Here is a 20,782-nt window from a genome sequence, read left to right on the forward strand (position 1 = left end):
GGCCGAAAATCAGGGCTGGGCGCGGACCCGCAGCGCCAGCTCGTTGAGCTGGGCCGGGTCCACCGGGGTAGGGGCGGAGGTGAGCGGACAGGCCGCCGTCTGGGTCTTGGGAAAGGCGATGACATCACGGATCGATCCGGCTCCCGTCATCAGCATCACGAGCCGATCTAGGCCGAAGGCGATGCCTCCGTGGGGCGGACACCCGAACCTGAGGGCCTGGAGCAGGAATCCGAAGCGCTCGTCCGCCGCTTCATCGCTGATACCGAGCAGCTCGAAGACCTGCCGTTGCACCGCCTCGCGATGGATACGGATGGAGCCGCCGCCGATCTCGGTGCCGTTGATGACCAGGTCGTAGGCCCGGGACTGGCAGGCCCCCGGATCGCTCGCAAGCAGCCCGATCTGATCCTCTTGCGGGGCAGTAAAGGGGTGATGCAGGGCCATCCAACGTCCGGTGGGCCCGTCACGCTCGAACATGGGGAAATCCACCACCCACAGCGGACGCCAGTCCCCTCCACCCAAACCCCGATCCCGGCCCAGCTTGACCCGCAGGGCACCGAGGGACTCGTTGACTATCTTGGCCGTGTCGGCACCGAAGAAGATCAGATCCCCGTCCTCGGCCCCGGTGCGGGCCATGATGCCCTCGACCGCCGCGTCCGGCAGAAACTTGAGGATGGGCGATTGCAGTCCCGCGCGGCCCTTGGCGGCCCATTGGTTGACCTTGATGTAGGCCAGACCCTTGGCGCCGTAGATGCCGACGTATTCGGTATAGGCATCGATTTCCTTGCGGCTGAGCTCGCCACCCCGCGGCAAGCGCAGGGCCACCACCCTGCCTGCCGGGTCCCTGGCGGGTCCAGCGAAGACCTTGAAATCGACCCCCTGCATCAGGTCGGCCACGTCCACCAGCTCCAGCGGCACCCGCAGGTCCGGTCGGTCGGAGCCGTAGCGGCGCATAGCCTCGGCGTAAGTAATGCGTGGGAAGGGAGCGGGCAGCTCCGTAGCCAGGACCGTACCGAACAGCTCCCGAATCATGGTCTCCATGAGTCCCATGACACTGTCTTCGGTCATAAAGGAGACCTCGATATCGAGCTGGGTAAACTCGGGCTGGCGGTCCGCGCGCAGGTCCTCGTCCCGAAAGCAGCGGGCGATCTGGTAGTAGCGGTCCAGGCCGGACATCATCAACAACTGCTTGAAGAGCTGCGGCGACTGCGGCAAGGCGAAGAAGCGGCCGGGGTGAGTCCGGCTGGGGACCAGATAGTCGCGGGCGCCTTCGGGCGTGGATTTGGTGAGGATCGGGGTTTCCAGATCCAAAAAGCCGTGGCCGTCGAGAAAGCGGCGCAAGGTGCCGGTTACACGCGCCCGGGTGCGCAAACGCCCCTGCATCTCCGGCCGGCGCAGATCGAGGTAGCGGTAGCGCAGACGCAACTCCTCGGATACGTCTTGGGCGTACTCGTCGAGCTGGATGGGCGGGGTATCGGAAGCATTCAGCACCTCCAGCGCCAGGGCCAATACCTCCACCTCGCCGGTAGCCATCTCTCGGTTCTCCGTCCCTTCCGGGCGCGGCCTGACCCGACCATGGACGTGCAGCACATACTCGCTGCGTAGCTGCTCGGCGAGCCTGAACATCTCCGGCCGGTCGGGATCGAAGACCACCTGGACCAGGCCCTCCCGATCGCGCAGATCGACGAAGATCACCCCCCCGTGGTCACGCCGGCGGTGCACCCAACCGCAGAGCCTGATCTCCTCGCCGATGTGACGCCTGTTCAGATCCCCGCAATAATGATTGCGCATATTCATCCGTCCTATCCTCACTCTTTGTCCCAGCACGATCCGAAGCGGCCGCGATCCGAAGCGGCCGCGAAAAGATAGGCAAAATACTAAAAAGGCCCGGTCCGGCACAAGCCGATAGCTGGAAGCAATTAGGATGGACGTAGGATGCGGTGAGCGCGGTAGGTCTTACAGGATGGCATCACGAGGAGGCGCGAACCGCATTTTTGGACTTCCAGTCAAGTCCGGTTCCCCAAACAGCGCTGTCCGGCGTTATTTGGTGCTGTCTGAGAGGACGTCTGGCAATGCTTCAAGCTCTGTGCTGTTATCCAATGGTACAGGATTCACAGGATTTGCAGGATTGACAGGATTTTTCTTCGTCTTAAGGGCACTTTGAAAAATACGATTTTCGCCAATGGTACGTTTGAATAATCAATGGTTTAGAATCGCTCGATTGATGAAAACACCTGATTTTTCAAGGTGCCCTTTAAAGAATCCTGTTAATCCTGAAAATCTTGTTAATCCTGTCCGATTGGAACTTTGCAATGAGCATTCAGAACAGGATCACTACATATTGAGCACTACCGAAAATTTTATGCTTGGCCGCTCACTTTCCGGCCCATTTAACGCCAGGACACAATGGCGCCAAGACGCAAAGTTTCTTTGTTCTTCCTTTGCGGCTTGGCGTCCTTGCGTCCTGGCGTTTTTTCGCAATTTCCGTTTTTTCGCGAACTGAGCCACTACCGGGCAGGACCATACCTTGACCGCGCAGCTTCGGCTCATGTAGCTTAGCTAGTTTGTTGAATCATCCTTACTTACCCGCGGGTCGGCCGTGGGTCCGGGGTGGAGGGAGGGTCACTGAGGTGGAATTGAGTGGTGCCGAGATCGTCGTTCAGGCCTTGATCGACGAAGGCGTCGAGTACGTCTTCGGGTATCCCGGGGGCGCGGTTCTGCACATCTACGATGCCGTCTTCAAGCAGGACCGGGTCAAGCATATCCTGGTCCGGCACGAGCAGGGGGCAGCCCACGCGGCCGACGGCTATGCGCGCGCCACCGGCAAGTGCGGCGTGTGCCTGGTCACCTCGGGTCCCGGTGCCACCAACGCGGTTACCGGGATCGCCACCGCCTACATGGACTCCATCCCCATGGTCATCCTGAGCGGGCAGGTACCCACACCCGTGATCGGCAGCGATGCATTTCAAGAAGTGGACACGGTCGGCATCACCCGCCCCTGCGTCAAGCACAACTTCCTGGTCCAAGACGTGCGCAAGCTGGCGGAGACCATTCGCAAGGCCTTCTATATCGCCACCTCGGGCCGACCTGGACCGGTGCTGGTCGATATCCCGAAGGATACGACCGATCCCAACGTCAAGATCCCCTATGCGTATCCGCGGGAAATCAGCCTGCGTTCCTATCGCCCCGCGAGCAAAGGGCACCCCGGTCAAATCAAACAGGCCGTCGCGGCCATGCTCGCGGCGCAACGACCCGTCATCTATACCGGCGGTGGGGTGATCCTGGACGATGCCTCGCACCTGCTCGGGGAATTGGTCCGTGCCACCGGGTTCCCGATCACCAGCACCCTCATGGGGCTGGGCGCCTATCCGATGACCGAGCGCCGGTTCATCGGCATGCTGGGCATGCACGGCACCTACGAGGCCAATATGGCGATGCACGAGACCGACTGCCTGATCGCCATCGGGGCCCGCTTCGACGACCGGGTCACCGGCAAGATCGAGCTCTTCTGTCCCCACGCCGAAATCATTCACGTGGACGTGGACCCCTCGTCCATCTCCAAGAATGTGCGGGTGGATATCCCCATCGTCGGGCCCGTCGCGAGCGTGCTCGAGGACATGCTGCGCCTGCTCAAGGAAGCCGGGTATGACCCCAATCGCGAAACGCTGGCCGACTGGTGGGCGCAGATCGAGCAATGGCGGGATATCAAGTGTCTGAGCTACGATCGCGCCAGCGCCAAGATCAAGCCCCAGTTCGCGGTAGAGACCCTCTACCAGGTCACCAAGGGCGAGCTCTATCTGACCTCGGACGTCGGCCAACACCAGATGTTTGCCGCCCAGTTCTACCCCTTCGACCGGCCGCGCCGGTGGATCAACTCCGGGGGCCTGGGGACCATGGGCTTCGGCCTGCCCGCAGCCATGGGGGTGCAGCTGGCCTTCCCCGAGGCCCAGGTGGCCTGCGTCTCCGGCGAGGCGAGCATCCTCATGTGCATCCAGGAACTGGCGACCTGCCGGCAATACGGGCTGCCGCTCAAGGTGATCATGCTCAACAACGGCTACATGGGCATGGTCCGTCAGTGGCAGGAATTCTTCTATGAGAGCCGCTATTCCCACTCCTATGTGGATGCCCTCCCGGACTTCGTGCAGCTTGCCGAGAGCTTCGGGCACATCGGGATGCGGGTGGAGCGGCCCGGCGACCTGGAAGGCGCCATGGAAGCGGCCTTCGGCATGCAGGATCGCCTCGTATTCCTCGACGTGGTGGTGGACCCCACGGAAAACGTCTATCCGATGATCGCGGCGGGCAAGGGGCACCACGAGATGCACCTGTCGCCGGAACGGGAGCTGGCCTAGTACCTAGTTTCGATCGATATTGCTAGTACCTAGTTTTGACCGATATTGCAAGTTCATGATATCTGCTTGCTCACACGCCTGGCTTTCACGCTCCGGCGCCAAAACTAGCAGAATCGATAGAAACTAGGTACTAGGGGGTGTTCTCAATTAACAAACGATCTAATCCTCACTATCTCGAACCACGGATAGACACGGATCAACACGGATGGAGATCAATCCGTGTCGATCCGTGTTCATCCGTGGTTCTCTTGCCGGTTGTTATCTGCACTAACCAATGGTTTTCACAGGCTAGATGGCCGCAACATCCCACAGGTCCGCTCCGAGACACTCCGCGGCGCGGAGCTTCCGCGTTCCCACGCAGCGCGTGGGAACGAGAGAATCAGCTGGATAGTAGGGTCCGCTGCGCGGACCGCTTAGGTGCCGCGGACATTCAACATGTGAAAACAGGCGGTCAGGGTTAAATGTCAACACACCCTGATAGGAGATCCTTTCCCATGAGACACATCATTTCCGTCCTGCTGGAGAACGAGGCCGGTGCCCTGTCCCGCGTCGCGGGTCTGTTCTCCGCCCGCGGTTACAACATCGAGTCCCTCACGGTGGCGCCCACGGACGATCCTTCCTTATCGCGCATGACCCTGGTCACGGCCGGTGACGAGGACATCATCGAGCAGATCAAGAAGCAGCTCAACAAGCTCATCGATACCATCAAGCTGCTCGACCTCTCCGAGGGCCCCCATATCGAGCGTGAGCTGCTGATGGTCAAGGTCCGCGCTGAGCGGGCGGACCGCGAGGAGATCAAACGCCTGGTGGACATCTTCCGCGCCAAGATCATCGACGTCACCGACATCAGCTTCGTGGTCGAGCTCACCGGCGCCGCGGAGAAGCTGGACGCCTTTATCGATGCCGTGCCCCAAGGGCTCATCATCGAGGTCGTCCGGACCGGACCCTCCGGCATCTCCCGCGGCGCCCAGGGGCTGACACTTTGAGTGCCCGGTAGCTATACCGCCACACGGCACAATCTGCGTATTTCGCTCCCTCTCCCTCCGAGGGTGTCGCAACAGCCCCGCTCCCGGTCTCTGGTTCCCACGCAGCGCCTGGGAACGAGAACACTCAGCCTGACTGATGACCAGTTGGACCGGCAACTCGGCATTATCCCAGGGGCCGACAAGATGTCGGCGGTCCCAGGCCAGCTGGGACCGCCGTCTTTCAGACGGCTTCGGGCCTCACCTTTTACGACACCCTCCCGCCGGGAGAGAGCCTGCCCCGAGCGTAGCGAGGGGGCCGGGGTGAGGGGGAAATTCAAAAGCTCAGATCGCGCCGTGTGGCAGTATACCTGCCGCCTATGGATCTCCCGCCGCGATGCACATCGCCCGCACTTGCCGGCAACATAGATACTCTATTAGGATGAAAGTTCAGTTGACCTCCGATCCATAAATTCGATCGATCAGGCAGCCGTTTCGGTCAGGGCGACGGAGGAACCCCAACGATATATCTTTACGATGCGTTGGAACCTGAACCAAGACGATTTCTCATGTTGTATTCCAAAGCAGCCCCAAAGACCCCTACCTCGAGGTGAAAAAGATGAAATCAGATAATCCGGCGGGAAGATTACTGAATATATTGGAAAATGGTAAACAGCATCCATCCGGTATGGGGTGTAGGGGGGCCTGGAATAAATTACTCAGAATAAACAACTCCAACCCGGCACTCCTTATGTCGCGTCTTGGAAAAGTAATGGAGTTGCCCAATCAAATAATAGAAAAGATACAGGAACACTACCCCAATCAAGGTTCATCTCATGAGCATTGGAGTCAAAAATTAGATGCTGCGTTTGCGCAGCAAAACCTAAATGGTTCATGGGATTCATTTATTGGCCATATCGATGAACATACGATCAACTATCTCAAAATGTCCATGGATCTTTTGGATGTGAAAGAAGGATCGAAAGTAATAGAGGATGCTGAGCTTGCCGACATTGGAAATAAAGTGAATGATTTGCTCCAAGAGGCTATCGACTCTGAGATTGACGCTGAATTCAAGAAGCATATAGTACAATATCTCAGTAAAACTATAACCGGTATCGATGAGTATCATATATCCGGCGCTGGACCAATCGTTGAAGGTATAGAGTGTACTCTCGGACATGCATTCTTAGATGATAAGTATCGAAACAGCATTTCGGAAACCAGTTTAGGTAAAAAAATAATTGATGTCTTAGGACAGTTGCATCGGCCATAACATTAGCTATTCCACATTCCCACGCAGCGCGTGGGAACGAGAAAACCAAAGCGCCATCACCGCGGTGCGTGGGGAACAGGGCGCCGCTGATCCCCGACAGCTGGGTTGGCAATATAGTCACCGGAACTCGATCCGGGGCACCGCTTTGCCGGCGCACTCCAAAAGAGGCGATCAGCAGTAATTATCATTCGGTGGCCCTGGCCGGGCACTGGCAATTCCCCCCGGCATCCGGCACCATGCAGCCCTATCCCACCATCAGACCTGCCAGGGGATGCCATGTCTGCCAATAAAGCAAAGGTCCTAGTGACGGTAATCATCGCCATCGTGGTGGTGATCTTTGTGTTCCTTTACTCCAAGGTGGATATCCGTGCGCACCTGCCCTTCGGCGCACAGTTGGGCCTGACCGGGGAGAAAGGGCCTCCACCGAAGCCGGGCGAGGTCCGGGGCACAGGACTCGAGGCGGGCGGTAGCTTGACCGCGCAGAACCGGGTCGGCGGTAATGTCGAGGTCGAGGACTCATCGGCAGCGGGCGATATCCATCTCTCCACCCAGGCCGATGGAGGCAGCCCCGACCCAAAACACTAGCCCCCACATCCATTCCGGACGTGGGGGCAGCTCAGATCGATCTCGACGGAGTTTCCGCGGGCCGCGATGTCTCCGTCACCATCGGCTATACCCCTGAGCAACTCCGCGGTCTCGTGCCCGATCAAGCCGAGTTCACCGAGCTCCAAGTCCGGCTCGGGGTCACGGATGCGGCACTCCAAGGCTTCTTCGCCATCCTGGAGCAACAGGTCGTCCCGCCCGAGCAGTGGCCGAAGCGCCTGTTCGAGATCGCCCGGCGTCACAAGCAGGCCCTGGAACGCCTGGCGGCCCTGGAGCCCGAGGACCCGGCGATCCGGGATCTGCTCCATCAGGCCAGGGCCGCCATCGAGGCCGGCGATTATGACCAGGCCGAACAGCTGTTGGACCGGGCCGAGGCCCGGGAGTCGGCCGCTATCGAGCAAGCGGGGCAGCTCCTGCAAGAGGCCCAGGCGGCCCTGGAGCGGCGGCGGCTCTCCGCCGCGGCGATCCGGGCCGAGCAGGCCGAGCTCTTGCTGATCCAACTGCGCTATCGGGAGGCCGCGGCGCGATTCGCCGTCGCCGCCGAGCAGACACCGGCCTCCGAACCGGACACCAGGCGGGGCTATCGGAAGCGACAGGCCCATGCACTCTATCACCAGGGCGACGAGCGGGGAGACAACTCGGCCCTGGCAGAGGCCATCCGGATCTACCGGGATCTGCTCGCCGCCTATAGCCATGAGCGTGAGCCCCTGGATTGGGCCAGGACCCAGCACAACCTGGGCAATACCCTGCAAATCCTCGGGGAACGGGAATCGGACAGCGGGCGGCTGCAAGCGGCCCTGGCCGCCTATCATGCCGCCTTGCAGGAGCGGACCCGCGAGCGCACGCCCCTCCAGTGGGCCATGACCCAGAACAATCTGGGCAATGCTCTGCGAATCCTCGGGGAACGGGAGTCGGACAGCAGGCGGCTGCACGAGGCCCTGGCCGCCTTCCGTGCTGCCTTGCAGGAGCGGATCCGCGAGCGCACGCCCCTGGATTGGGCCATGACCCAGCACAATCTGGGCACTATCCTGCGAATCCTCGGGGAATGGGAATCGGATAGCGAGCGGTTGGAAGCGGCCCGTGGCCATATCCAGCGGGCCTGGCAGATCTATCAGGACGCCGGCCTGGAGCAGGATGACGAATATTTCCGGCAACGCCTGGAGCGGCTCGATCGACTCCTGGAGGGACGTAGGGCGGATCAGGCCAGGGACGGCCGCCATCCGCCGCCTGCAGAGACTCCTCTGGCTCCCACGCTCCAGCGTGGGAGCAGACTTGTCCCGACGGAGGAGGGATCTTGACGCTCCAGCGTCGATTAAGCGCCTCGGTCGGCTAACCGCCAACGCCGATTAGCACCGAGGAGCTGAGTCCGCTGGAGCGGACAAGACGACGTTCCCACGCTGGAGCGTGGGAACGAGAATAACTTTTGAATTTCCCCCTCACCCCTGCTCTCTCTCAAGAGGGTGTCGCAAAAGCCCCGCTCCCGGTCTCTGGTTCCCACGCAGCGCATGGGAACGAGAAAACTAAGCCTGACTGATGACCAGTTGGACCGGCAACTCGGCATTCAGGTTTTACCCGCTAGCCGGAAGGGTCAACGAAATATCGGTAGTCCCGGGAGCCGACAAGATGTCGGCGGTCCCAGGGGCCGACAAGATGTCGGCGATCCCAGGGGCCGACAGGATGTCGGCGGTCCCAGGCCGGCTGGGACCGCCGTCTTTCAGACGGCTTATAGACTCCATGACCAGCTGGCGGCAACGCTCAGAGCAGACGCCCTCTGGACCGCACCGGATAACAATGCCTCCGCTGGAGCGGACAAGACGAGGTTCCCACCTGTCTGCGTGCAGGGACGCACAGGCAGGCGCCGGAGCCTGGAAACGAGTGCGAAGGACGCTCGCTTTGCCCATCCTACGGGCTCAGAGCATCGCCAATATTCCATTGCTCGGCTCGCCCTCTCCGGCCTTGTTGATGGCTACCACCCGGAAGACGAACTGTTTGTCCTGCGGCTGATCCGAGAGGGTCGCTTCCGTAGCGAGCGCCGTGCCCACGTCCGTCCAGCGCTCCGAGCCTTCCTCGCGGCGTTGGATCTTGTAGGCCGCTACCTTGCCGCCTGCATCCGGCTCTTTCCAGTCCAGGAAGATCCAGCCTTCGCCCCGGCGCGGGCTTTCCAGGGAGCGGGTCTGACCGGGCGGCTCCAGGGGCGCACCGGCGCGGCGTCCGCCCCAGCCCAGGTATTTGAGGCTGGTATCGTCGAAATGGGTCACGTTTTCCGCGTATCTCAGGACCATCTTCATCGTGTCCGTCAGGGCCTCCAGGGCCTCGTTTTTGGCATCGACGGCATGGCTGAACGCCGCCTGCTGTTCCTTGACCAGGTCCGCGGCCTTGGTATAGGCCGTGAGGGATTGCCCGATCGCCTCGGGGGTGACCGGCGGATTCGGAAACAGCTCCGCGTGGGCCTGGAGCCCGGTCATGATCTCATGGGCCAGGGATTGAACTCTGGCTTCGGCCTTGGGGAATGTCGCCATGCTCGTGATTCCTCCCGATCTTTGGTGCTGGGGAACGCAAGACCTGTCCTGCCGGCGCGACCCGCTCGGCGGCAGGCCCGCCAATGTCTGAGGTGGGATTCTCTCGTCCTTGGGCGGGGTGGCGCAAGTCTGCAGCGGTCTTTGCTACCTACCCAGCGGCCCGTGCGGAGGTTGTGGCAGGCCGGTCCGGACCCCGAGAGCCCCGGCCCGGATCTCCGACAGGCCCCCCGGCTCTCCGGCAAGGCCCTCTCCGCCATTGATTTGGCCTCTTCGATCCTTTATCGGGGGCTCTCGACCTGTGGGAGCCCCTGATCTGATACTGGATAGGCTAGACCGGATCAATTCCAGCCTGCTTAAGCCTTTATCGGGCCTTCCCGCCCTTGGGAAGGCCAGACAAGGTACTCGGCGGACCCGATCAGGCCGCATCGGGCCTTCTCAAGCCTTTATCGGGGGCTCTCGACCCGCAGGAGCCCCTGACCGGACCCTGGGCAGGCCAGACCGGATCAATTCCAGCCTGCTTAAGCCTTTATCGGGCCTTCTCATCCTTGGGCAGGCCCGACAAGGTACTCGGCGGACCCGATCAGGCCGCATCGGGCCTCTTCAAGCCTTTATCGGGGGCTCTCGACCCGCAGGAGCCCCTGACCGGACCCTGGGCAGGCCAGACCGGATCAATTCCAGCCTGCTTAAGCCTTTATCGGGCCTTCTCATCCTTGGGCAGGCCCGACAAGGTACTCGGCGGACCCGATCAGGCCGCATCGGGCCTCTTCAAGCCTTTATCGGGGGCTCTCGACCTGCAGGAGCCCCAGACCGGATCCTGGGCAGGCCCGATCAGGCCAACCCCGACCTCCGATATCGGGGTTCGTTCCTCTGGCAACGAAATTGTAGCGTGACTCGCCGCCGTATCCTGTTTATTATCATGGTGTTCCTATCGATCAGGATCGCTCTCAAAATCGATTCGAGGCATGGCAATGGGCGTAGCAGCCAAGCATAGCTGGATCTCCGTCGCAGACTACCTGGAAGGCGAGAAGATCGCCGAGGTACGCCACGAATATGTCAATGGCGAGGTCTTCGCCATGGTGGGCACCACCAAGGCGCACAACAGGATTGCGTTGAACCTGGCGCTGCTGTTGCGTAACGGACTTGCCGGTAAACCCTGTCGGGTCTACATGGAGAACATAAAGGTCTACATTAAAACGGCATTTGAAGAGCGATTTTATTACCCGGACCTCCATGTGGAATGCCGGCCCTTTACCGACAACAGCTATTACAGCGAGCGTCCCAAACTGATCATCGAGGTGCTGTCCGACTCCACCGAGCGCGATGATCGTTCCGACAAGTTTTACGCCTACCGCAGGCTGGCGAGTCTGGAGGAATATGTGCTGGTGGCACAGGACGAGCAGAAGGTGGAGGTCTATCGCCGCTCCGATGGATGGGATGCGACGGTCTATGGCCCGGAAGATAGCGTTCGACTCGGAAGCGTCGGCGCCGAGCTGGCCCTTGCTGCAATCTACGCCTGAGACCCGATTCCGGAGATTTATCCGCACAACCCAAGGGCGACGGGTATAATTTGCGGACCATCCGATCCGATAGTTCCAGGAACCATCAATGTCCATAAAGATCTTCTACGACCAAGACGCCGACCTCTCTCTCATCCGGGACCAGCAGGTCGCCATCATCGGTTACGGCTCCCAAGGCCACGCCCACGCCAACAACCTCAAAGAGTCCGGGGTCTCGGTGGTCGTGGGGCTGCGTCCCGACTCGGCGTCGGCCGCCAAGGCAACCGCTGCGGGGCTCCAGGTCAAGACCATCGAGGATGCGGCCAAGGACGCCGATCTGGTCATGATCCTGGCCCCGGACGAGCATCAGGCCCAGCTCTACCGGGAGCAGATCGCTCCTAACATCAAGCAGGGCGCCGCCCTGGCCTTCGCCCACGGCTTCAATATCCATTTCGGTCAGATCGAGCCCCGCGCGGACCTGGATGTAATCATGATCGCACCCAAGGGTCCCGGACATTTGGTGCGCTCGACCTATACCCAGGGCAGTGGCGTGCCCAGCCTGATCGCCGTCTTCCAGGATGCCAGTGGCCGCGCCCGAGACCTCGCCCTGGCCTATGCCTCGGCCAACGGCGGCGGGCGGGCGGGCGTCATCGAGACCAGCTTCCGCGAGGAGTGTGAGACCGATCTGTTCGGCGAGCAGGCGGTGCTCTGCGGGGGCCTGACTGCCCTGATCCAAACCGGCTTTGAGACCCTGGTCGAGGCCGGTTATGCCCCGGAGATGGCCTACTTCGAGTGCCTCCACGAGGTCAAGCTCATCGTCGATCTGATCTACGAGGGCGGCATCGCCAATATGCGCTATTCGATCTCCAATACCGCCGAGTACGGTGACTTCACCCGTGGCCCACGCATCATCACCGACGCGACCAAGGCCGCGATGAAGCGCATCCTGGCCGACATCCAGTCCGGCGAATTCGCCAAGGAGTTCATCCTGGAGAACCAGGCCGGTGCCCCCAAGCTGAAGGCCCTGCGCCGTCTGAGCAAGGAACACCCGATCGAACAGGTGGGCGCGCAACTGCGCGCGATGATGCCTTGGATCCGCGCGCAGCAGCTGGTGGACAAAAGCAAGAACTGAGTACCTTGTATGTTCTTTGTACCTTTGCGGTTCAAGAGCCCGTAAGTGCCAGCTTCTTGGCCCCGGGGAAATCGGTCTTGCCGCTCCCGAGCTTGGGGATCTGCTCCACCGGCCGGATCTCGGCGGGGATGGTGAGCGGGTTCATGCCGGCGTCGATCAATGCCCTACGCAACCCGTCCGGATCCAGGTCGGCCGCGATCAGTAAGATGATCCGCTCACCCTTCTTCGGGTCCGGGACGGTGAGGGCCGCCAGCTCCAGCTCCGGTTCGGCGAGCACCTGCCGGACCTGCTCCTCGACCTGGGTCAGACTGATCATTTCACCACCGAGCTTGGCGAACCGGCTATAGCGATCGACGATGGTCAGGAAGCCGTCCTGATCCAGGCGGCCCTTGTCGCCGGTCTTGTACCAACGCTGGCCGTCGAGCTCGACGAGGGCGTCAGCAGTCAACGCCGGGGCATTGAGATAGCCCTTCATCACCTGCACGCCACCGATCAGGATGAGCCCGTCCGCGTCGGGTGGCAGGGTTTCAAGGCTCACCGGATCGACGACGCGGAAGCTGGTTCCCGGTAAGGGCATACCCACGGTACCGGGCCTGTGGCCGATCTGGACCCCCCAATCGTGGGTGTGCAAGCGGTCAGGCAGGTTGCAGCTCGCCACCGGCGCCGTCTCGGTGGTGCCGTAGCCTTCGTAGATGGGTTTGTGGAATTTGAGGGCAAAGGCCTCGCGCACGTCCCGGTTCAATCGCTCGGCGCCCGCCACCACCATCCGCAGGGATTCCAACATCATGGGATGGATGTGTTTGTTGCGCGTATGGAGGCGCAGAAAGGTGGGGGGGCTGAACAGGATAGTGGCACGCTCGCGGGCGATGGCCTTGGCGCAACCGAGGGCGTCCGTGGGGTCCGGGTGGCAGATCATGGGGATGCCCTCCAGGAGGGGCATGAAGCTGGTAACCGTCAGCCCGAAGGCATGGAACGGCGGCAGATTGGAGAGGACCCGGTCGTCGGTCTCCAATGCGAGCAGGTCGGAGATCTGGCGCACATTGGCGATGAGGTTGCGGTGGGTGAGCTCGATACCCTTGGGTGCTCCCTCGCTGCCGCTGGAGAACAGGATGGCGGCGGTGTCTTCGGGGGCGGCCCGGTGACCGAATAGGCGCCAGGCCCAGCCGGCGGGCAGGATGCTCGCGGCCGTGAGCATCAGCAGACCCTCGGCCTTGCCGATACCCGCTTTCAGGTCCTCCATGTCATGCAGCTCGATCCCGTCGAACAGGTCACCCAAATCCAGCCCCCGGTCCTTCAGCCGGGCGAGGAAACGCCGCGCGGTGATGACATTGCGGATGCCTGCATTCTCCATACTCGCGCGCAGGGCCTCACGGCCGGCGGTGTAGTTGAGGTTGACCACCGTCCTACCGGTCAGGAGGACCGCCATATTGGCGATGGCCCCGGCACTGCTGGCGGGCATGAGTACCCCCAGGTTCCGGGCTTGCACCAGCCTCCGGATCCGCAGCGCAAACAGGAAGACGGCGGCCATGAAACGGCGGTTGGTCAGGGCAGTGCCGATCGCGTCCAGGACACAGGGCTGACCGCGTCGCCCGGCAGCGGTCCTGAGCCAGGCCTCGGGCAGCGTCGGCAGGGTTCGGGCAAAGGTCTGCCAGGCGCTGACCGAAAGCTCGTATACGGCCTGCTTGACCTGGGCGGCAGTCGCGGAGATCGGCAAAGGCGTCCCGAAGGCCACCACCAGCTCCCGCTCCCGGCGGCGGCGACGCTGTGCCTTGCGCCTGGCGTTGGCGAACGAAAAGCTGCTGCCCCAGAGCCCGTGCAGATAGAAGGGTAGGATGACGCCTGTCTCTACCTTGGCCGCGGCCAGCTCGAAACCCTGCTTGAACTCCCCGAGTTGTGCCGTCCGGCTGATGTATTCCTCCGGGAACAGGCAGACGACCTCCCCCGCGTTCAGTAGCTCGGCAATGGTATCCAATGCCTGCCGGCTCTGGTCCCGGGAGATGGGCACCACCCCGAACAGGTCGAAGAACCGGCGCAGATACCAGCGCTTGTAGATGGCCCGATCCAGCGCGAAGCGAATGGGGCGCGGGCTCGCCGTCTGCATGACTGCCCAGTCGATCCAGGAGATGTGGTTACCCAGCATAAGCACCCCGCCTTGGGGCGGCAGGTGCGCAAGACCGATCATCTCCAATCGGTAGCGGGTCATAACGACGCGCGCCACCAGGAAACGCATCAGGGGCCGGGGCAGCTGGTAGAGGCTGTAGCAGGTCCCCACCAAGGCCAGGATGCCCAAGGCATAGATGATGGCAAGGCTGCCGCTCTCCAAGCGGGCGGCCACTACCGTCAGCCCCAGAAAGGCCAGCATCACCAGGTTCCTCACGAAATTACTGGCGGCCAGGACGCGGCCCAGCCCCGTAGCTTGGGCGTTGAACTGGATCAGCGCACTCAAGGGCACCAAGAACAGGCCGCCCATAATGCCGATAGCTAGGAAATCCAAGGTCATGATCCAAATCGAGGGCAGGCCCGGGAGCACAAACAATCCGACAGCGATGCCCAGGGCGCCGATGGGAATGAGCCCCGTCTCGATACGACCACGGGACACCCGGCCCGCGATGACCGAGCCTAGGGCGATGCCGATGCCGAAAGAGGCCATCGCACCCTGGATCACCACCGTGTTGGTCTCCCCCAGGACCTCCTCGGCAAAGGCGGGAAAGGCCGGGAGCATCACCTGGGCGATGCTCCAGAAACCTGCCAGGCCCAGGATGGAGAGCCAGATGACTCGGTCCCGATAGGCCATCCCGAGGTTTTCCAGCAGGTAACGACCGGTGCGGTAGGCCCGCCAGTCGAAGTGCATGGTCGCAGAACGCGGTCTCCGCTCGGGTAGCCGGTACGCAAGGGCCAGCTCAAGCAGAGAGAAGCCTACCAGGAACCAGCCCACGGGGGCGATCAGTTGTATGATCTCCCCGGTGGTGGTGAATGTCCGTTGCGCCAGGAGGATCTCGAACAGCACCGAGAAGAAGAAGATCCCCGCCATGATGGCGGCGGTTACCGTAGCCTGGACGACTCCGTTGGCGGCGGACAGCGCGTCCTCGCCCACCAGTTCTCTGATGAAGCCGTACTTGGCCGGCGAATAGAGTGCGCTCTGCACCGCAAGCAGAAAGGTCATGGCAAAGGCCGGCCAGAACCAGCCCAGCCGATAGCAGGCGGTGATCGCCAAGGTGAGCCCCACTGCGGCCCAGGCGCTGATCCGCATCACCTGGGGCTTGGGGTATTTGTCCGAGAGAAACCCCGAAGGCGTGAACAGGAGCACGAACGGCAACAGGATCAGGGCATTGACGATGGCCGTCAAGGTGATCTGTAGATCCCCTTCATAGGTCTTGAACAGGGTATTCTGGATGATGATCTTGTGTCCCAGGTCCACGAAGGCGTTGAGGAAGGCCACCGCGAGATAGGGCAAGAACCCGGTAATGCGAAAGAGCTGCAACATGTTGGATGTTCCTGAAGGGGGCTCTTAAGTCCAGTGTATCCCTTTATTTTCGATTTTGTAGTGACGCCTATTCCGCGTTCCTTGGTTATGAGCGCGCAAGCCCCATTACACCAGGCCCCGAGGCGTCACAAATGAAAAATCACTGCGCCGGAATCACCGTAGGCAGGACCGGCTTCTTCCACGGCCCAGCGGATCGTCTCCGCGGTGGCCTGTCCGATGCCGCGCACCGACGCCAGGGCCTCGGCCTCGGCCTGGATGACTCCCTCCAAGCTCCCGAAGGTCTCCAACAGGCGCCGCGCCCGCTGCGGCCCTACTCCCGGCAATCCCTGGAGAACCCGGGCCTGAATCCGTGTCTTGCCCTGCGGGCGGCGGCCGGGACGAGGCGGCGTACCAGTGACCACCGACCGGCCCTGGCGGGCCGCGAAGAGCATGAGTTGGGCCGTCTCGGCTGGACCCTGGGAACGCAATAGGGGAATACCCAGATAGAGGGTCAGACCGATCAAAGCCCCTTGAATGGCCTCGCGGCGCATTCCGGATCCGGCCAGGTCCGTCGCCGTCCCTTCCAAAATGAATGCCTTCCAAAGCGGCCAGCCGGCCAGCCGGTGGGCCTGACCGAACAAACGTCCGTCCTTGATCGAGGCGACGAGATCGGGAAGCGTCTTGCGCTCGATAAGCAGCACCTCGTCGATCAGGTAGTCCCCCAACGGCAGGCGCTCGACGATCAGAGAGACCTCCTCATACCCGCGCAGGCGATCGATCACGCCTCCGTGCCGCTCGCGGTCATCGGCAAGGATCTCGATCATCGCAGCAGGGTTGGCGCAGCCCTTCGGCGCACTGTCACCAGTGGGTGCAAGCGGCGCACGGCACGGCGGAAAATCCATGTGTGGCAGGCATTCCTTTTGGGTAAGATGAAGCCTTAGAGGCTGTCTAGGGGGCGTTCTCAACTAACAGATTTTCTCTCGTTCCCACGCGCCGCGTGGGAACGCAGAAGCTCCGCGCCGCGGAGTGTCTCGGAAACTCGTAGCCGCTGCTGCATGGGCCTGATGTGCTTGATTTTCATGAGGATTCAGCTCAATTGAGAACGCCCCCTAAGAACTAACTGCTTGTAATGCCCGGTTGGCTCCCTCGCCCCCCTCGGGAGAGAGGCTTGGAGAGGGCTAGGGAGAGGGGGGATCAAGGGCATTATTTCGATCGGATTGGTCACGCCATATCAAATAACATCAATGGGTTGATTTTTGGACAGCCTCTTAGGCTGTCTGCCGCACGCGGCCCGGTTTCAACGCCAACGAACGATCATGAGTGAGGGGGAGAATGGGGTCTTTTCTGCAGGAGATGTTCTCGCGTTTCGGCGGGGCCTTCAAGCCTTGGGACGACGCGGAGGCCACCGAGCCATCCTGCAACGGCACCCTGGCGCAGGCGGTCGAGCACGTAGTGGACGAGACCTACGGCCGTCTACGTTTTCTATCCGGCTACTCCCGGCGCCTGAGAGAACCGGTCGCGACAACCTTCCGCTACATCGACGGACTTGTCGAAGCAGTCCCCGGGGCCATCCTGTGCAGCCGGGCTGCGTTCTCCGAGGACCCCCGGGTCAACGCCTTTTTCGCCGATCCCAACCACCTGCAAGCGGTGTTCAGCCGGAGCGCGGAGGTCCATGAACTGCTGGAGGCCAACCCTGATGCCGAGGCGTATTGGGCGCTCCTGTGCATGAAAATAGAAGAGCACCGGCAGCTAGGGGTGTCATTGGTCGGCGACGCGGTGCGCAAGGATGTCATACAGACCACCGTGAACTTTATCGACCACCAGGTCCTTTCTCCCGCTACCAGCGAGACAGGGGCCAGGCATTCGCTCAAGTGCTGCATCTTCAACGGATTGCTGGCGTACATTCGCAAACGGGTCAGGGATGAGAAAATCAGGGTCACCGAGCTGGAGCATCGTCGCAACTTTCTCGTCACCCGTCTGAACCGGAATGCCTCTGAAGACAGCGGCGAGTCTCGCCAAGAACTGCAACGGGAGCTCGACGAGATCGGGGAAACGCTCGCGCGGGAAATCCCCCGATTGGCGTCCCTGGAATCCCGTCTCGAGCTGGTGGCCGATGTCCTGGGGAACCCGGCCCAATACGTCGGCGGGCATTTGAGCTCCATCCACCTGAACCGCATGGGGATCAAGCTGGACGGCAATCGGACCGAGACCGGCAACGAGGTTCCCCTCTTCGAGATCCAGGTCGCCGGCCAGGGTACCAGAATCGGGGCCCTGGTGCGTTTTCCCCGGGCCGAACTCCTGCCGCGGCCGGACCTCGTCCGCAAGGCCGATCTCTTCCTTACGCTTTGAGACCCGGTTGGCCCCGTTTCCGCCCTGCCTGCCGCCCTATTGCCTTCCTGGCAATTTTCCGGACGTAGGATGCGGTGAGCGCGGGAGACCTTTCAGGATGGCACTGTCGGGTGGCGCGAACCGCATCGATGATTGCGGTAAGCGCGGGTGGTTTTCCGGTGGGCACAGCCCACCCTACGTGGCCCGAACCGCATCTCAGGGGAGTGTCAGTTATCAGTTGTCAGGGGACCTCCCTGACAACTGTCCCCTATCAATTGATGCGGTTCGCTGAATATCAATACCTGCCGCCCCGTTAGATACGGAATTGCGTCGGCCGGGATGATAGACTGGCGCGATTGAGAATAATTCCAAACGGTGGCGTTCTACGTGGTGCAAATCGATATCCTGCCACGGCATGGAATTCCCATTCACCACCACCCGCACGGTATCTTCGATTTGGACGGGGACCTAGCATATGACACCGGAAGCGGTTTTCCTTCTCATCAGTTTTCTTCTCGGCCTGTTCGGGATACTGGCCATCGTCATTGGTGTAGTGGCAGCGATCCTGATCGGAGAGGGAGAGGTAAGGCTCATCGATACGCCGACATTGCTCAAGGATACAAAGGTCCCGTTCGGGGGAGAGAGAAAATATGAGTAAGTTCGAGTCTGGTACCCAGTTTCGACTGATGTTGCAAATTCATAGCCTCCATTGGCCTATATGTTTTAGGGGGTAACTAACCCGCGTAGGTCGGGTAAGGCACGCCCCGTGAGTCGCACGGTGGCCGCGGCTATTGGCGCGCCGTCACCCGACGCCGGGTAGCTAACGTCATGTCGGGTGGCGGTCGTCCCTGACCTTACCCGACCTACACTGGCTCTAACCGATTGTTTTCACATATTAAATGCCTGCAACATCCCAGCAGTCCGCACCGCGGACCGCTTGAGCATTGCGGGGTAGTGTATTAATTTTGTTGGCGCTGCAATTTTACTGTCCCAAAGTCCGGCGGCGTCGCCGCGCGGCTTCCTCTTTCTTCTCCGGCTCCCTGTTTTTCTTGGATTTCTTTCCATAGAGGCGTGCCGCGAGTGCGCGACCAACGATCTTGGAGCCGTCATCACCCGGCCCGGCACTCTCCTTCGAGGTCCCTTGGTCGTCGGAGGAACTTTTCTTGAGGGTCTTTTCCACGGCATCAGCATCCGTTATCGCTTCAATGTCCGCCGCCAGTTCCTTGCTATCCTTTTCCGCCTGCTTTTCCGCCTCCGCCTTGATCGCATCGCATTCCTCTTCAAAATGCGTCCTCATCGCATTCAGATCTTCCTTCCAGGGCGCCTTTTTCTCTGTCAGGCGTGCTTCCTTGTCTTTATCGAGTAGGAATTTCTTTTGCTCCGCCTCGGAGGGTAGTTTGGAGAATTCCTCCTTTTCCTTGCCCGTCAAGTTCGCCCATTTCTCCGTGAACTTAGTCTCCACTTCCTCTTTTAATGCCCTGGTTTCCTTCGGCATCAATTCCACCCCCGGCATTTTTGCGGCGATTTGTTCGATCAGTTTTTCCGTATCGCCGTAATCGAAATCCGCATCGACCTTCAGCCCCTTCTCGGCCAATGCCTCGACCAGCGAATTGGCAATAGCCAGTTGCTTTTTCTCTTCTTCCAGCTTGTTTTTATCGACTTTTACATCATCCGCGAAGGGCAGGTTGGCCACAGCGGTCGGCCCTTTGACCAGCAGGTCATAAACCTTGTCGGCCATCGCCATCTTATATAGGCTCTTAAACAACATCTGTTGCGGTTTGAATTGAGCGGTGAGCTCCGCCTGTTTATCTTTATCCAGCTTTTTGAAGGCTGCATCATCCATGCCCGTTACACCGGTCTGGATGCTGTTCGAGACCGTCTTGGATAAACCGAAAGAGAGGCCGGTTGATTTCCAATACATTTTCATATTCCATGGGCTGGCTGAAAGCAAAAAAACCAGTTCTTTCCGCTCTCAGTCGGCCTTAGAATTTGAAAGTATCCTAAAATATCAATAGGTTAACAACAGGAACAACTCTAATGTCGCCAGCAATTCCCGTTCTTCTCTCTCGCGCTCCGCGGCGGTACCGGTCGGCTGCACGGTCGTCGTTTTCCAGAGGTCGCGCATAAAGTTGCTCGCTTCCGCGTAGGATTCCAGCCCGCTAACGCTGAAGCGATGATAGCCCACGCCGGTTGTCAGATAGTCCTGATAGTCAATATCCGCTGCGGCCAGCAGCGTAGCTCCCTTGCGAGAGAGGTCGAATGGCGGGATATGGAGGTCCTTGAATTTCTCCGGCTCGCTCAGCATGGTCTCGCCGATTTTCTGCTTGAGTTTTCTTTCAAACTCGACCTTTTTCCCCTCATGGGTCAGGTCCTTGAGTTGGTCCTTGAGCGCATCGTCGATTTTGAATACGTGCTTGCTGATCTTCTTATCCAGATCCGCGATCTCCGCCGCCAGCGTTTTGGCCTCTGCGGAAGGTGTATCAGTGCGGGCATCGATGCCATGTAATTGCATGGCCTTTTGCAGGCGGGTTTCGGACCAGGTCTTTAGCTGGTCATAGCTCTTGGAACGCCACAGGGCCACCGATTCTTCCGGCGCCAGATCATTGACGGCAAAGTCAATAACGCTATAGTCGTTGTTGTATAGGTGTCAGGTCCCG

Annotated in this window: 15 protein-coding genes; 9 read left to right on the forward strand and 6 right to left on the reverse strand. The window is 60.7% G+C overall.

Going from position 1 to position 20,782, the window contains the following annotated elements:
- Positions 1 to 9: 9 nt before the first annotated feature.
- Positions 10 to 1,788: an aspartate--tRNA ligase gene (aspS, locus tag E1958_RS14625; RefSeq protein ID WP_133512529.1), complete on the reverse strand. Its 1,779-nt coding sequence runs from the start codon at positions 1,786 to 1,788 to the stop codon at positions 10 to 12.
- A gap of 839 nt (positions 1,789 to 2,627) precedes the next feature.
- On the opposite strand from aspS, the gene E1958_RS14630 reads away from it, so the two are divergent.
- From E1958_RS14630 to E1958_RS14650, 5 genes are all read left to right on the forward strand, one after another.
- Complete coding sequence (locus tag E1958_RS14630; RefSeq protein ID WP_133512517.1) at positions 2,628 to 4,346, forward strand: acetolactate synthase 3 large subunit; 1,719 nt, start codon at positions 2,628 to 2,630, stop codon at positions 4,344 to 4,346.
- 494 nt (positions 4,347 to 4,840) lie between these two features.
- Positions 4,841 to 5,332 carry an acetolactate synthase small subunit gene (ilvN, locus tag E1958_RS14635; protein WP_133512518.1) on the forward strand — a complete coding sequence of 164 codons (492 nt, stop codon included), beginning with the start codon at positions 4,841 to 4,843 and terminating at the stop codon, positions 5,330 to 5,332.
- Between the two features lie 595 nt (positions 5,333 to 5,927).
- The gene (locus tag E1958_RS14640) at positions 5,928 to 6,584 is read left to right on the forward strand and encodes a hypothetical protein (RefSeq protein ID WP_133512519.1); all 657 of its coding nucleotides are present in this window, start codon (positions 5,928 to 5,930) and stop codon (positions 6,582 to 6,584) included.
- Between the two features lie 276 nt (positions 6,585 to 6,860).
- Positions 6,861 to 7,169, forward strand: coding sequence for a hypothetical protein (locus E1958_RS14645; protein ID WP_133512520.1), 309 nt, complete (start codon positions 6,861 to 6,863; stop codon positions 7,167 to 7,169).
- A gap of 20 nt (positions 7,170 to 7,189) precedes the next feature.
- Positions 7,190 to 8,485: a tetratricopeptide repeat protein gene (locus tag E1958_RS14650; RefSeq protein ID WP_133512521.1), complete on the forward strand. Its 1,296-nt coding sequence runs from the start codon at positions 7,190 to 7,192 to the stop codon at positions 8,483 to 8,485.
- Between the two features lie 612 nt (positions 8,486 to 9,097).
- On the opposite strand, the gene E1958_RS14655 is transcribed toward E1958_RS14650, so the two are convergent.
- Complete coding sequence (locus E1958_RS14655) at positions 9,098 to 9,706, reverse strand: fibronectin type III domain-containing protein (protein ID WP_133512522.1); 609 nt, start codon at positions 9,704 to 9,706, stop codon at positions 9,098 to 9,100.
- A gap of 962 nt (positions 9,707 to 10,668) precedes the next feature.
- Between E1958_RS14655 and E1958_RS14660 the strand changes: the two genes are divergently transcribed.
- Complete coding sequence (locus E1958_RS14660; protein ID WP_243448258.1) at positions 10,669 to 11,223, forward strand: Uma2 family endonuclease; 555 nt, start codon at positions 10,669 to 10,671, stop codon at positions 11,221 to 11,223.
- 88 nt (positions 11,224 to 11,311) lie between these two features.
- The gene (gene ilvC / locus E1958_RS14665) at positions 11,312 to 12,334 is read left to right on the forward strand and encodes a ketol-acid reductoisomerase (protein ID WP_133512523.1); all 1,023 of its coding nucleotides are present in this window, start codon (positions 11,312 to 11,314) and stop codon (positions 12,332 to 12,334) included.
- A 31-nt stretch (positions 12,335 to 12,365) separates the two neighbouring features.
- Here ilvC and E1958_RS14670 read toward each other — a convergent pair whose 3' ends face one another.
- Positions 12,366 to 15,818 (reverse strand): acyl-[ACP]--phospholipid O-acyltransferase, encoded by a 3,453-nt coding sequence (locus E1958_RS14670; RefSeq protein WP_133512524.1) that lies wholly within the window; start codon positions 15,816 to 15,818, stop codon positions 12,366 to 12,368.
- A 125-nt stretch (positions 15,819 to 15,943) separates the two neighbouring features.
- A complete protein-coding gene (locus tag E1958_RS14675; protein ID WP_243725276.1) occupies positions 15,944 to 16,699 on the reverse strand; it encodes an ERCC4 domain-containing protein in 756 nt (251 codons plus the stop codon).
- Positions 16,700 to 17,129: 430 nt separating this feature from the next.
- Here E1958_RS14675 and E1958_RS14680 point away from each other — a divergent pair, with 430 nt between their 5' ends.
- Together E1958_RS14680 and E1958_RS14685 are read left to right on the forward strand one after the other, a co-directional pair.
- Complete coding sequence (locus tag E1958_RS14680) at positions 17,130 to 18,146, forward strand: hypothetical protein (protein ID WP_133512525.1); 1,017 nt, start codon at positions 17,130 to 17,132, stop codon at positions 18,144 to 18,146.
- Between the two features lie 454 nt (positions 18,147 to 18,600).
- Entirely contained in the window at positions 18,601 to 18,783 is a 183-nt protein-coding gene (locus tag E1958_RS14685) for a hypothetical protein (protein WP_089726299.1), read from the forward strand.
- A 324-nt stretch (positions 18,784 to 19,107) separates the two neighbouring features.
- Here E1958_RS14685 and E1958_RS14690 read toward each other — a convergent pair whose 3' ends face one another.
- A complete protein-coding gene (locus tag E1958_RS14690) occupies positions 19,108 to 20,046 on the reverse strand; it encodes a hypothetical protein (protein ID WP_133512526.1) in 939 nt (312 codons plus the stop codon).
- Positions 20,047 to 20,133: 87 nt separating this feature from the next.
- Positions 20,134 to 20,706: a hypothetical protein gene (locus E1958_RS14695; RefSeq protein WP_133512527.1), complete on the reverse strand. Its 573-nt coding sequence runs from the start codon at positions 20,704 to 20,706 to the stop codon at positions 20,134 to 20,136.
- Positions 20,707 to 20,782 lie beyond the last annotated feature (76 nt).

The sequence above is a fragment of the Candidatus Thiosymbion oneisti genome (genome assembly GCF_004359955.1).
In the GTDB taxonomy this organism is placed as follows: Bacteria; Pseudomonadota; Gammaproteobacteria; order Chromatiales; family Chromatiaceae; genus Thiosymbion; species Thiosymbion oneisti.